The following is a 13,344-nucleotide window of genomic DNA, read 5'->3' as shown; positions in this document are numbered from 1 at the left end:
CCTCATCTCACCAGGCTCCGCCGCGATCGGCGAGCACGGCCTCCCGAGCCGCATTTCCGCAGGCGCCGCTGTTGTACGGTGTATAGGACTCAGCGTTCGACCGTGAGAGGCAGGCTATGTCTACCGTCACCACCGCCGTCGTCTGCTCCGAGCTCACCTTCGCCTGGCCCGACGGCGAGACCGTCTTCGAGGACTTCTCGGCCGTCTTCGGAACCGGCCGCAGCGGCCTCATCGGCGTCAACGGTTCGGGCAAGTCGACGCTGTTGCGGCTGATCGCCGGCGAGCTGACGCCGGCCAGCGGGACCGTCGCGGTGCACGGCACGCTGCAGTACCTGCCGCAGGACGTGTCCCTCGACGCCGGAACCACCGTCGAGCGTGCCCTCGGTGTCCACGACGTCCGCGTGGCGCTACGCGCGATCGAGGCCGGCGACGCGAGCGAGGCGAACTTTGCCATCGTCGGCGACGACTGGGACGTCGACGAGCGCGCCCGGGCCACCCTGGACCGCCTCGGCCTGACCGACGTCGAGCTCGACCGCCGCATCGGAGAACTCTCCGGCGGACAGTCGGTGCTGCTGTGCCTGGCCGCCCGGCTGATGGCCTCCCCGGACGTCCTGCTGCTCGACGAGCCCACCAACAACCTCGACCGGGACGCCAGAGAGCGGCTCTACGAGGCCGTCCGCACCTGGCACGGAACGATGGTGATCGTCAGCCACGACCGCGAGCTGCTCCAGCTCGTGGACCAGATCTGCGATCTGCGCGACGGCGAGCTGCTGCGTTACGGCGGCAACTTCGCCGACTACGAGGCCGCCGTGGCCCAGGAGCAGGAGGCCGCGGAGCGCATGGTCCGCGTCGCCGAGCAGGATCTGCGCCGGCAGAAGCGGGAGCTCAGCGACGCCCGCATCAAGCTCGACCGACGCCTGCGGTACGGGCAGAAGATGTACGACACCAAGCGCGAACCGCGGGCGGTGATGAAGGAGCGCAAGCGGCAGGCGCAGGTCTCAGCCGGCAAGCACCGCAACATGCACCTGGAGAAGCTGGAGGAGGCGAAACACCGCGTCGCCGACACCGAGGAGGCCCTGCGCGACGACGACGAGATCCGAGTCGACCTACCCGAGACCGACGTCCCGGCCGGGCGGACCATCCTGACCCTGAAGGGGTTGACGACGCGCTGCCAGCAGCCGACCGACCTCATCGTGCGCGGCCCGGAACGCATCGCGCTCGTCGGCGGCAACGGCGCCGGCAAGAGCACACTGCTCGACACCGTCGCCGGCCGCCTCGAGCCGCTGGGCGGCAGCGTGGACGTCGCCGCGGCCATTCGATACCTGCCCCAGCGGCTCGACATCCTCGACCCGGACCGCTCCGTCGTGGCGAACGTCGCGCAGTTCGCGCCGTCGGCGAGCGACAACGACATCCGGGCGCGTCTGGCCCGATTCCTCTTCAAGGGCAGGCGCGCCGACCAGCTCGTCTCGACCCTCTCCGGCGGCGAGCGCTTCCGCGCCACGCTGGCGGCGCTGCTGCTCTCCGAACCGCCGCCGAACCTGCTGCTGCTCGACGAACCGACCAACAATCTCGACCTGGCCAGCGTGCGCGAGCTCGGCGTCTCCCTCGATGCGTACCAGGGCGCCCTGATCGTGGCGAGCCACGACCTGCCGTTCCTGCGCGAGCTCGACATCACGCGATGGCTGCGGCTGGAGGATGGCGTGCTCCGCGAGTCCGATCCGTTGTAGTTCGTCGAGCAAGTGCGCGACGATCTGCGGCATGGCCGCCTCCGGATTACTGACCGGCAAGACCGTCCTCGTCACCGGCGCGAGCAGCGGCATCGGCGCCGCAGCGGCACGGCTCTTCGTGGCCGAGGGCGCCAACGTCGTGCTCGCCGCTCGGCGCACGGCTGAGCTCGCGGTCCTCGTCGACGAACTCGGTCCCGACCGGGCCGAAGCCGTCGGCACCGACGTCACCCGACGTGCCGATGTCGAGGCCGCCGTGCAACGCGCGGTCGCCCGCTTCGGCGGCCTGGACGGAGCCTTCAACAACGCCGGCTTCGGGGCCGAGCAGATCCGGCTGCACGAGTTCCCCGACGAGCTGTACGACCAGATCATGGACGTCAACGTCCGCGGGGTCTTCCACTGCCTGCGCGCCGAACTCGCCGTGATGAGCGCGGTCGGACGCGGGGCCATCGTCAACACCAGCAGTGTGGGCGGCGTGGTGGCCACCCCGGTCGCGGCGGCCTACATCGCGTCCAAGCACGCGGTCATCGGTCTCACGAAGGCCGCCGCCGTCGAGTACGCCCCCCACGGCATCCGGGTCAACGCCATCGCCCCGGGCACCACCCGCAGCGAGATGATGGTGCAGTGGTTCGAGCGCAATCCGGGCGTGGAGGCCGCCCTGCACGCGGCCACCCCGCAGCGTCGCACCGCCGAGGGCGCCGAGATTGCCCATGCCGCGGCCTGGCTGCTCAGCGATCGGGCGTCGTTCACCACCGGTGAGACCCTCGTCGTCGACGGCGGTTTCACCGTCGTCTGACCGGCTCGCCGCTCACACCGGGCCGGACAGCCGACACTCGAAGACCGGCAGGTCGGCCTGCAGCGCGACAACGCGGAGGCTCTGCTCGCCGCCGCCGACGACTCGATCGCCCGCTCGCAGGTCACATGGCGTGTCGTGCTCCACGTAGCGCAGGAAGGCGACATCGAGCCGGGTCGGGGCGAACCGGACCCCCGCGCCGACCGCCGATGCGACCTGCCGCGCCGCCTCACACAGCACCATTCCGGGGACGTGGTCGCAGGCGTGGTCGAACAGATCGGGATTGTCCGGGTCGACCCGCAGCCTCCAGACCCCCGGTTCGCGCCCCCGCGAGAGCACGACGTCGCGCTCGGCAGAGCGCCCCACCAGCGCCGGAGCCAGCGCCGGGGCCAGCTCGCCGGAGCAGACCGCCGCGCCGAAACGCTCGCCGCGCAACCGCCGGTACAACGCCGCGCTCACGCAGTCGAACTGCGCCGACCCGACCCCGATGGTCACCGCGCCGGTGCGGAAGCGCGCGACGTAGCGCATGCCGGCCAGGCGCCGCGCCCGGTACCGGATGTCATGGCACTCCAGGTCCACCCGGACGTCGGCCGGTCCGGCGCCGTCGGGCAGAGCAGCCACGTCGAGCTCGTAGTCGAGCGTGTGCAGGATGAACTGGTGGCCCAACGGGACGCCGAAGCGTGCATGGGCCACCAGGATGCCCGCCTGGCGGAGTGACTCGGCGGCCAGCAACGGGTCGTGCCTGCCACTCGCGGGCGCGTAGAAGTCGTGGTGTCCGGGCCACCGGACGGTGACCTCGCACCGCGTGTCGCCGCAGCTCCGCCAGTCGAGGGGGAGCACGAGCCCGCGCCCGGTGCGGTGCACGAGCTCGCGCGGCACGCCGGTCACCGCGCCGCCCACGGCCGGCACGGGTGCGCCGACAGCACGAAGCCGACGGCGCCGGCACGCCCGCCGCTCGCACCTGCGTGCACCACGTCGCGACCGTACCGTCGCCAGATAGGGTTCGAGAAACATCAGGGGGACCCACCGTCTGCCGTGGGAGGTTCGTGCGCGTGGCTGCCGAGTCCGGCCGGCAACCCCTGCAGGCCCGCGCCGTCCACACCCGGGCCACCATCCTTCGCGCGGCCGCTTCGGTCTTCGCCGAGGTCGGGTATCAGGCCGCCTCCCTCAACGAGATCATGCAGCGGGCGAAGGTCACCAAGGGCGCGATGTACTTCCACTTCGCGTCCAAGGCCGAGCTGGCCCGCGAGGTGCTGCGCAACCAGACGTCGGGCGTCGTCCCTCCGGCGGCGGAGTCGGCACTGCAGTCGCTGATCGACCTGAGCCTGCATGTCGCGCACCTGATGCAGACCGACCCGATCGTGCAGTCCGGTGCCCGGTTGAGCCTGGACGAGGGCACCGAGGACTTCTCCGAGCTGGCTCCGTTCGGCGACTGGGCCGCGATGTGCGAGCGGCTCCTGATCCAGGGCCGCGACGACGGCGAGGTGCGGGCCGACATCGAGCCGCGGGAGACCGCCGAGCTGATCGTGGGGGCTTTCACCGGCTTGCAGATGCTGTCGCGCATCGAGACAGGTCGAGCCGACCTCCCCCACCGGATCAGCACGATGTGGCGGCACCTGCTGCCCGCGATCGCCACCGGTGCCCGCGCAGGTGGCCTTCGGCTCGAGGGGAGCCACGGTGCCAGCCTGCCGGGCGAGGAGAGCCATCACGGGAAAAGCTCTACACAGTAGAGTCTTCTACGCTGTACAGTGCTCGACGAAGGATCTCCCGTACCCCTCTGTCCTAGGAGTCCCGTCGTGTCCGAACTCGACACCGGCACACCGGCCCCCGGCAGTGCGGCCGACACCGTGCGTCACCGTCGCCCCGACCGCTGGGTCATCCTGGCGGCCGTCTGCCTGGCCCAGATCGTCGTCCTGCTCGACAACACCGTCCTGAACCTCGCCATCCCCGAGCTCAACCGCGACCTCGGTGCGTCCACGGCCGACATCCAGTGGATGATCAACGCCTACGCCCTCGTCCAGTCGGGTCTCCTGCTCATCGCCGGCACCACGGCCGACCGCTACGGCCGCAAGCGGGCCCTGCTCGTCGGTCTCACCCTGTTCGGTACCGGATCGCTGTTCGCGGCACTGGCCAACTCCCCGGCACAGGTCATCGCGGCCCGCGCCGGCATGGGCGTCGGCGGAGCGTTGATCATGACCACCACGCTGGCCGTCATCATGCACACGTTCGACGACGACGAGCGGCCCATGGCCATCGGCATCTGGGGCGCGGTGAGCTCGGTCGGCTTCGCCGGCGGCCCGGTACTCGGCGGCGTCCTGCTCAGTCACTTCTGGTGGGGATCGATCTTCCTGATCAACGTCCCGGTGGCTCTGATCAGCGCGCTGGTCGCAGCCAAGCTCATCCCCGAAATCAAGCACCCGGCCGGCCGACCCGACTTCGTCGGCGCGCTGCTGTCGATCGTGGGCATGACCGGTGTCGTCTACGCGATTATCGGGGGGCCCGGCGACGGCTGGACCTCCGGGATCGTGCTCGGCGCAGCAGCCATCGGCATCATCGGCCTGATCGCGTTCGTGCTCTGGGAACTGCACGTCGACGACCCGATGCTGGACATGTCCTTCTTCGCCAATGCTCGGTTCAACGGGGCGATCGCCGGCGGCCTGCTGGTGGCGTTCGGCATGGCGGGCTCGCTCTTCCTGCTCACCCAACAGCTGCAGCTGGTGCTCAACTACAGCCCCCTGGAGGCGGGGCTGCGGACCGTACCGTTGGCCGGGATCATCGTCGTGCTCAACCTGCGCGGGGTGAGCGTCAAGGTGCTCAAACGGATCGGTTCAGCGGCGACCATCGCTCTCGGCATGACAGCCCTCGCCGTCGGGTTGTGCCTGCTGGCCGTGCTCGGCCGTCCGGGCAACAGCTACCTCGGCATCCTGGTCGGGCTGCTGGTGATGGGCACCGGCATCTCGCTCGCCATGCCCGCCATGGTGAACGCGATCATGAGCTCCATCCCGGTCGAGAAGGCCGGCGTCGGGGCCGGGGTCCAGGGCACTCTCACCGAGTTCGGCGGCGGGATCGGCGTCGCCGTGCTCGGCGCCGTGCTCAGCGCCCAGTTCATCGCCCGACAGCCCGACCTCGGCGGCTCCAAGCCCGGCTCGCTGGCCGACGCGCTCGCCTCGGTCACCGATGCCGATACCATCGTCCGGATCCACAATGCCTTCGCCGACGGCGTCCAGATCAGCCAGCTGGTCGGGGCGACGGCGGTGTTCGCCGGGGGCCTGCTCGCCGGGTTCCTGCTCCACCGGGCGAACAGCAGGGCGACCGGCGCGCCGGCGCCGGCCGCGGATCGCGATCCGGCGCTGGTCGACTGACCGGCCCGGGCGTACCGACGACACCACCTACCTGTCCCCGGCCAACAGGTCCGGGGACAGGTAGGGCATGCCGAGCAAGGGACGTGCGGGAGATCGCATGAGTGTCTGGTTGACCCCGGACCGGAAGGTCCGCAGCCGGACCGAGGGGCCCGGCGCCGGCACCCTCAGCCCGGACAAGATCGTGACCGCGGCCATCCGGCTACTCGACGCCCATGGCGTCAACGACTTCTCGATGCGACGGCTGGCGACCGAGCTGGGCGTGACGCCCATGTCGGTGTACTGGCACGTCGCCAACAAGGACGATCTGCTCGAGCTCGCACTCGACGCCGTGTCGGCGGAGATCGACGTGGAGCCCGCGCCGGGGCAGGACTGGTCCGAGGAGCTGCGCTCGCTGGTGACCGCGTGGCGACGCACCATGATCACGCACCCCTGGGCGATCCGATGCCTCGGCGACTACCTCAACATCGGTCCGCACAGCCTGCGGGTCACCGCCCGCGCGCAGGACGCGATCCAGCGCTCGCCGCTGTCGGAGGCCGATCGTTCCGCCGCGCTCGCGGCGATCTTCCAGTACGCCTACGGATTCGTGGCGATGGAGGTCCGCTGGATCGACTACGCGCGGCAGTCGAATGCCACGACCGACGAGTACCTGGCCCTGCTGTCGGAGCAGATGCGCACCGACGGCGGGCCGCAGCCGGGCGGAGTGCTGGCCCGCAGCGACGAGACCGGCATCCAGCAGGTACGCGACCGGGACTTCGATCAGGCGCTGAGCTGGTTGCTCGCCGGCATCAACGGGACCGCGCCGTCGTCGTCGCGGTAGAGCAGGACGGTGCGGTCCCGTTGATGCCGCCTCAGCTGGCGGGCCGGCCGCCGATGCCCCAGTGCGCAGGCGACACCCCGGTCAGCGTGACCCAGGTCTGGGGCCGGATCGACTCGCCGAAGACGTCCACCACAGCCTGGGTGATCCGCTCGATGAGTTCGGCGTCGTTGCCGTCGTCCAGGCGGCGGTCGAAGATCTTGACGTCGATGAAGGGCATACGACTCCTCTAGACAGCGGTGCGCGATCGGGTGAGCGCGGTCGTGACGGCGTCGACGAGATAGTCGACCTGATCATCGGTGAGCGACGGGTGGCAGGGCAGGCTGAGCTGCTCCTCGAACCAGAGCCGCTCGGCGACCGGGCACTCACCCGCCCGGTGCCCGCGGGCACGCCACTCGGGCAGGAGGTGGAGCGGGAAGTACCGCAGCTGCACCTCCACCCCCATCCGGTCCAGGCTGCGCACGACGTCCTCGCGCATCTGCGCGCCGCCGCCGAGGAACGCGGTGTAGAGGTGGTACGCGTGCACGTTGCCCGCCTCCGGGACCTGCAGTCGGACGTCCGGGACGTCACGCAGTGCGTCGTCGAGCCGACGCGCGATCGAACCACGTCGCGACGTGAAGCCGGGCAGGGCATCGAGCTGGGTCAGACCTACCGCGGCAGCGGCCTCGGACATCGTCGCGTTGGTGCCTGCGCTGCGCAGGTCCAGCACCGTCCGCCGGTAGACGTGCTCGGAGAACCGCATCCAGGGCAGCACTCCGGGAACGTCGTCGGCGTCGGCGCCCCGCTCGGCGAAGACGCCGTCGATCTCGTTGCCGCGCATGCGCTCGACGCGCGCTGCCCAGTCCGAGCGCTGCATGGTGATCATGCCGCCCTCGCCGAGGGTGGTGATGTTCTTGGACGAGTGAAAGCTGAAGCAGCCGATGTCGGCCAGCGAGCCGGGCGCCCGGTCGCGGTACATCGCGCCGATGGCGTGGGCGCAGTCCTCGACGACGACGATGCCGCGCGGGGCCGCGATCGCCATGATCCGATCCATGTCGGCCGGGTACCCGCCGTAGTGCGTGACCAGGACGGCGCGGGTGCGGTCGCTGACCAGTGCCTCCAGGGCGTCCGGGTCGAGGTTGAGGGTGTCGGGTCGGACGTCACAGAACCTAACGTCCACGTCGTACTCCAGCAGCGGCTGCGCCGTGGCCTGGAAGGTCTGCGGGGTGGCGATGACCTCGTCACCGGGCGCCAGGTCGAGCAGGCGGACCGCCATCTCGAGCGCGACCGTCCCACTGGTCGTCGTCAGGGCGTACCGCGAGCCGACGAGGTCGGCGAACGCGTCCTCGAACCGTTGGCGCCACCGACCGGCCGACAGCGGTTCCTGCGAGCGCAGCACTTCGAGCAGGGCGGCGGCGTCGGCGTCACCGAGGATCGACCCCCGACGCTGGAACGGCACGCGATGCCCGGCCGGCGACCCTTGAATCATCGGGTTCAGCCGGCGTCGACCGGCTCGGCGACGCGCGCTGCCAGCCGAGCCTTGAGTGCGTTCTTGTCGACCTTGTTCAGCCCGGTCAGCGGCAGCTCGGGCACGAGTTCGACGCGATCGGGCAGCTTGTAGTCGGCCACTCCCCGGGCGCGCAGGAAACGACGTAGCGCCGCGAGCGGGACGTCCACCTCGTCGTCGGCCGGGACGGCGAAGGCGTAGACGAGCTCGCCCAGCACGTCGTCGAGCATGGGGACCACCGCGGCCTGTTGCAGATCCGGATGTGCGGTCAGGTGCGATTCGACCTCGGTCGCCGACACCTTGTACCCGCCGCGGATCACGACGTCCTTGATGCGGCCCTCGATCACGATCTCCCCGCTCGGGAGCTGCCGCACGAGATCACCCGACCGGTAGAAGCCGTCGTCGGTGAAGGCCTTCGCGTTGTGCTCCGGAGCCCGGTAGTAGCCCTGCAGCGTGTACGGGCCGCGGGTGAGCAGTTCGCCGATCTGTCCCGGTGCGACCACGGCGCCCTCGGTGTCGACGACACGAATCTCGTCGGCAGGCGAGATGGCGCGCCCCTGCGTGGTGAGGACGAGGTGGTCCGGGTCGTCCAGCCGGGTGACCGTCAGCAGTCCCTCGGCCATACCGAAGACCTGCTGCAGGCGCACCCCCAGCTCGGGTTCGATGCGAGCGGCCACCTCGTCGTGCAACTTGGCACTGCCGATCTGCAGGAGCCGCAGGCTGGAGATGTCCGACGCGACAGCCCCCGCCGCGGCGTCGAGCCACAGGTGGGCGATGGTGGGGATCAGCGACGTCATCGTCACGCCGTCGCGCTCGACGAGCGGGAAGCAGTGGTCCGGTGCCGGACGGGCGGCGAAGACGACGCGTCCGCCGCGGCTGAGGACGCCGATGATCCCCGGGCACCCCCACGGGAAGTTGAACTCCACGGGCAGGACGGCGAGATAGACGGTGTCCGCATCCACCTCGCAGATGTCGGCCAAGGTGTCGGCTTGATAGGCGTAGTCGTTGTGGGTGCGCGGGATCAGCTTGGGCAGCGCCGTCGTCCCTCCGGACAGCAGGAAGAAGGCGACGTCACCGGGGTCGGGGTCGGGGAAGTCCCGGCCGGGGGTCGCGGCCAGGTCGGCGAGTCGGTCGACGCCGTCGGCCGGATCGGGCAGGTTGCCGGAGACGACGAGGACGCGCAGGTCGGCGTGCTGGCGCCGCAGCTCGTGGGCCAGCGGACCCAGCTCGCTCTCGCGCCCGGAGGTCGAGAAGACGTAGCCGACCGCGCCGGAGATGCCGATGAGGTGGCCGAGCTCGTTGGCCCGGTAGGACGGCAGCGCGAAGACCGGCAGCGCACCGATCCGGAACAGCGCGAAGCAGACGGCGACGAACTCGTGGCTGTTGGGCAGCTGCACGACGATCCGGTCGCCGGCCCGGATGCCGCGCGCCGCGAAGCCGGCGGCCAACCGGTCACAGCGGGCGTCGAGCTCGGCGTACGTGAGGCTCGTCCCGTCGGCATCGATGAGGGCCGTCCGGTCACCGTAGGCGGCCGACCAGTCGCGCAGCAGCGATCCGAGGCTCCGGTCGGTCCAGTAGCCCTCGACCCGGTAACGCTCGGCCGTCTCGGCAGGCCACGCGACGCATCCGTCCAACATCGGAACACCTCTCTGCGAGCAACTCCGGTCATGGTGGCCGACCTCGATGACAACCGGCTGATTCGCACCTGACCACGCTCGCTATCACCGCCACATCAGGACGGCATCAGCCGGCTGCGTCACTCTCGTCGGCAACGCAGTCAGCAGACGCAGGTCAGGACCGGCCGCGCGACGACGCCATCACGACGCCACTGGGAGGGTCCGTTGGACACCTGGGTGATCACCGCTCGGGACATCGCGACCATGCTCGAGCTCGCCGGCCGGGACGCGGTCATGGACCGGGTGATCGACCGGGTGCACGACGGGATGGTCGATGTCGGCGAGGGTCGACGCGAGCTGTCCCCGCTGCGCGGCGGCTTCGTCCGCGACGAGCCCGCGGCCGGCGTGTGGGAGTGGATGCCGCACCGCCACGCAGGCGACAGCATCACCCTCAAGGCGGTCGCGTACAGCCCGGCCAACCCCGCGACGTTCGGGCTGCCGACCATCCTGGGGACAGTCCTGCGCTTCGACGACGCGACCGGCGCCCTGACGGCGCTGTCGGACGGTGTGCTGCTCACCGCGATCAGGACCGGCGCCGCCTCAGCGGTCGCGGCGCGACTGCTGGCGCACCCAGACAGCACTGTCGTCGGACTGATCGGAGCGGGAGCCCAGGCCGTGACGCAGTTGCACGGGCTGTGCCGGGTGCGTCCGGTCCGCCGAGTGCTCGTCCACGACATCGACCCCACCCGGGCGGCGTCGTTCGTCCGGCGGGCGGCCTTCCTGGGCCTCGAGATCGAGGTGGCGTCGGCGAGCCGCATCGCGTCGGAGTCCGACATCGTCGCGACTGCCACCTCGGTGCCGGTGGGCGATGGGCCCGTCCTGCCCGACGTGAGCGGACGCGAGCACCTTCACGTGAACGCCGTCGGGTCGGACCTGCAGGGCAAGACCGAGCTGTCCCCCGGGCTGCTGCGACGTGCCGTCGTCGTGCCCGATCACCCCGAGCAGTGCCGCCGCGAGGGCGAGCTGCAGCAGTGCTCGGAGGCCGAGATCGGACCGTCGCTGGCGCAGCTGTGCGCACAACCGGATCATGCCTCGGCGCTGCAGGGCCGTCCCACCGTCTTCGACTCCACGGGCATGGCCCTGGAGGACCACCTGGCCATGGAGGTGCTGCTCGAGATCGCCGCCGAACACGATCTCGGACGTCGCCTGCAGCTGGAGCACCATCCGTCGGACCATCTCGACCCGTACTCGTTCCCGCCGGAGTCGGTGCCCACCGGCCGCGACAGACCCCTGACCACACCTCCCCGGACAACAACAGCGGTCGTTGGTGGCCGCTCCCTGGCGAAGGAGCTCCGATGACGGCCGCCCCCGGCACAGCCCCCGCACCGTCGGTCACCGACGGTGGCTGGCAACTGTTCGACTGGTTGCGCACCATGCGCGACGAACACCCCGTCCACGAGGACCAGTACGGCGTCTTCCACGTCTACCGCTACGCCGACGTGCGGACCGTCTCCAACGACTACGGGACGTACTCCTCGGACCTCTCCCGGCTGCGCCCGGACTCGGACGCCCTGAGCGAGCAGATCCTGTCGGTGATCGACCCGCCGATGCATCGCCGGCTGCGAACCCTGGTCAGCCAGGCCTTCACCGCACGCGCCGTCGCCGCGCTCGAGCCCCGCATCGTCGAGATCGCCGAAGAGCTGCTCGACCGGGTCGAGGGCGATTCCTTCGACCTCGTCCGCGACTTCGCCTACCCGCTGCCGGTGATCGTCATCGCCGAGCTCCTGGGCGTCCCCGCGGAGGACCGGGTCCTGTTCCGGACGTGGTCTGAGCAGATGCTGTCGGTCCAGGTCGACGACGCCGTCGACATGCAGTTCGGCGACGACGCCGGCGAGGACTACGAGGAGAAGGTGCGGCGCCCGCTGCGCGAGCTGCACGCCTACCTGCAGGCGCACGTGGACGACCGCCGCGCGCGTCCCACCAGCGACCTCATCTCAGGTCTCATCGCTGCCACTGACGACGGCGAGCGATTGACCGACCAGCAGATCGTCGAGTTCGCGGCCCTGCTGCTGATGGCCGGTCACGTCTCGACGTCGATGATGCTCAGCAACGCGGTGCAGAGCCTGGAGGAGAACCCCGGCATCGCCGCCGAGGTGCGCGCCGACCGCAGTCTGCTCGGCGCCGTGGTCGAGGAGACGATGCGCTTCCGCTCCCCCATCACGATCATGGCCCGGGTCACGACCACCGACACCGTGCTCGCCGGCATCCCGATTCCGGCCGGGCGGATGGTGACGCCCTCGGTGCTGTCGGCCAACCACGACGAGCGACACTTCCCCGATCCCGACCGCTTCGACATCACCCGCGGCTCGTCCCAGCAACTGGCGTTCGGCCACGGGATCCACTACTGCCTCGGCGCGCCGCTGGCTCGTATGGAGGGGCGCCTGGCCCTGGACGCCCTGCTCGGCCGCTTCGCCGACCTGCGCATCGACCCCGACGCAGAGATCGCCTACCACCACCAGGGCCTGTTCGGTGCCCGGGCGCTGCCGGTCCTGGTGCGCCACTGACCAACTGACGCACGGCGTTAACCGGCTAAGGTCTAGACCTGCAAACCGACCGCCCGGTATCTTTTGTCTCGTTTGCCGAGTGAGACACCTGGGGGGATCACCGACATGGCACCGAACGGCACACTCGTCCGCGAGGAACCGGGCACGACGCACGGGATCGACATCGAGGTGCTCGGGACGTTCAAGGTGAGCCTGGGGGGCGAGTCGTTGGTGCCCACGGCCCCGAAGCCGCGGCAGGTGCTCGCCACCCTCAGCGCCCATGCCGACGAGACCGTGCCGGTCGCCACGCTCTACCGGGAGCTCTGGGGCGACGAGTTGCCGCACAGCGCCCGCAACACCCTGCAGACCCACGTGCTGCACCTGCGGGAGCACATCGCCGACGTGCTCTCGCGACTCGGCGACCACCGTGGCCCCAAAGAGGTCCTCGCGACCCTGCCGGGCGGGTACCGGTTGTTCACCGGGGCCGGCGCGGTCGACGCCCGCCAGTTCGAGCAGGCCGCCGGCGCCGGCTACCGCGCGATCGCCGAACGCGACGCACACGGCGGTTCCCGCCTGCTCGGCAGCGCGCTGGCGGTGTGGCGCGGTCCGGCCTTCGCCGACGTCCAGTGCGGGGAGGTCCTCACCATGGAGGCCCGACGGCTGGACGAGGCACGCCTCTGCGCTGCCGAGGAGCACGTCGCCGCGCAACTGGCCCTCGGCCGGCACCGCGAGGTCATCTCGCTGCTGACGGTCCTCACCAACGAGCACCCCACGCACGAGGCTCTCCACCTCCAGCTCATGGAGGCACTGCGCAGCTCCGGCCGCCGCGGTGAGGCCCTCCTCACCTATCAGCGGCTGCGCGCCGTCCTGGTCGGACGCCTCGGCCTCGAGCCGGGCCACGCGCTGCAGCAGCTTCACCGCGCAATCCTCGACGGGTGCGCCGTCAAGGACGCCCCGACCCTCGCCCTGGGCGCGACCGGCTGACCGACGTCATCCCCGCGGAGGG

The 13,344-nt window shown here is 70.7% G+C and carries 12 protein-coding genes; 8 read left to right on the top strand and 4 right to left on the bottom strand.

Annotation, left to right across the window (positions count from 1 at the left end; genetic code table 11):
* Positions 1–116: 116 nt before the first annotated feature.
* Both AC0NZQ_RS06785 and AC0NZQ_RS06780 read left to right on the top strand, forming a co-directional pair.
* Positions 117–1,727 carry an ABC-F family ATP-binding cassette domain-containing protein gene (locus AC0NZQ_RS06785; protein WP_474528923.1) on the top strand — a complete coding sequence of 537 codons (1,611 nt, stop codon included), beginning with the start codon at positions 117–119 and terminating at the stop codon, positions 1,725–1,727.
* 31 nt (positions 1,728–1,758) lie between these two features.
* Complete coding sequence (locus AC0NZQ_RS06780) at positions 1,759–2,520, top strand: SDR family NAD(P)-dependent oxidoreductase (RefSeq protein WP_474528921.1); 762 nt, start codon at positions 1,759–1,761, stop codon at positions 2,518–2,520.
* Between the two features lie 12 nt (positions 2,521–2,532).
* Here AC0NZQ_RS06780 and AC0NZQ_RS06775 read toward each other — a convergent pair whose 3' ends face one another.
* Positions 2,533–3,396 (bottom strand): ScbA/BarX family gamma-butyrolactone biosynthesis protein, encoded by an 864-nt coding sequence (locus AC0NZQ_RS06775; protein WP_474528919.1) that lies wholly within the window; start codon positions 3,394–3,396, stop codon positions 2,533–2,535.
* A gap of 173 nt (positions 3,397–3,569) precedes the next feature.
* Here AC0NZQ_RS06775 and AC0NZQ_RS06770 point away from each other — a divergent pair, with 173 nt between their 5' ends.
* The 3 genes from AC0NZQ_RS06770 (at position 3,570) to AC0NZQ_RS06760 (ending at position 6,696) form a co-directional block, all read left to right on the top strand.
* On the top strand, positions 3,570–4,247 hold the full coding sequence (locus AC0NZQ_RS06770) for a ScbR family autoregulator-binding transcription factor (RefSeq protein ID WP_474528918.1): 678 nt from the start codon (positions 3,570–3,572) through the stop codon (positions 4,245–4,247).
* Positions 4,248–4,313: 66 nt separating this feature from the next.
* Entirely contained in the window at positions 4,314–5,879 is a 1,566-nt protein-coding gene (locus AC0NZQ_RS06765; protein WP_474528917.1) for an MFS transporter, read from the top strand.
* A 97-nt stretch (positions 5,880–5,976) separates the two neighbouring features.
* On the top strand, positions 5,977–6,696 hold the full coding sequence (locus AC0NZQ_RS06760; protein WP_474528916.1) for a TetR/AcrR family transcriptional regulator: 720 nt from the start codon (positions 5,977–5,979) through the stop codon (positions 6,694–6,696).
* Between the two features lie 31 nt (positions 6,697–6,727).
* On the opposite strand, the gene AC0NZQ_RS06755 is transcribed toward AC0NZQ_RS06760, so the two are convergent.
* Genes AC0NZQ_RS06755 through AC0NZQ_RS06745 form a run of 3 tightly spaced genes read right to left on the bottom strand, consistent with a single transcriptional unit; the run spans position 6,728 to position 9,816 of the window.
* The gene (locus tag AC0NZQ_RS06755) at positions 6,728–6,913 is read right to left on the bottom strand and encodes a tautomerase family protein (protein WP_474528915.1); all 186 of its coding nucleotides are present in this window, start codon (positions 6,911–6,913) and stop codon (positions 6,728–6,730) included.
* Positions 6,914–6,922: 9 nt separating this feature from the next.
* Positions 6,923–8,161 (bottom strand): DegT/DnrJ/EryC1/StrS family aminotransferase, encoded by a 1,239-nt coding sequence (locus tag AC0NZQ_RS06750; protein WP_474528914.1) that lies wholly within the window; start codon positions 8,159–8,161, stop codon positions 6,923–6,925.
* A gap of 5 nt (positions 8,162–8,166) precedes the next feature.
* On the bottom strand, positions 8,167–9,816 hold the full coding sequence (locus AC0NZQ_RS06745) for a (2,3-dihydroxybenzoyl)adenylate synthase (protein ID WP_474528912.1): 1,650 nt from the start codon (positions 9,814–9,816) through the stop codon (positions 8,167–8,169).
* A 204-nt stretch (positions 9,817–10,020) separates the two neighbouring features.
* On the opposite strand from AC0NZQ_RS06745, the gene AC0NZQ_RS06740 reads away from it, so the two are divergent.
* From AC0NZQ_RS06740 to AC0NZQ_RS06730, 3 genes are all read left to right on the top strand, one after another.
* Positions 10,021–11,154 (top strand): ornithine cyclodeaminase family protein, encoded by a 1,134-nt coding sequence (locus AC0NZQ_RS06740; protein WP_474528911.1) that lies wholly within the window; start codon positions 10,021–10,023, stop codon positions 11,152–11,154.
* A complete protein-coding gene (locus tag AC0NZQ_RS06735) occupies positions 11,151–12,359 on the top strand; it encodes a cytochrome P450 (protein ID WP_474528910.1) in 1,209 nt (402 codons plus the stop codon). The genes AC0NZQ_RS06740 and AC0NZQ_RS06735 overlap by 4 nt, the downstream gene beginning before the upstream one ends.
* 105 nt (positions 12,360–12,464) lie before the next feature.
* Entirely contained in the window at positions 12,465–13,322 is an 858-nt protein-coding gene (locus AC0NZQ_RS06730) for an AfsR/SARP family transcriptional regulator (RefSeq protein ID WP_474528909.1), read from the top strand.
* The last annotated feature ends 22 nt before the right edge of the window (positions 13,323–13,344 follow it).

This window comes from Jatrophihabitans sp. sgz311053, from assembly GCF_056135305.1.
This window is presented reverse-complemented; position numbering and strand designations above follow the sequence as displayed.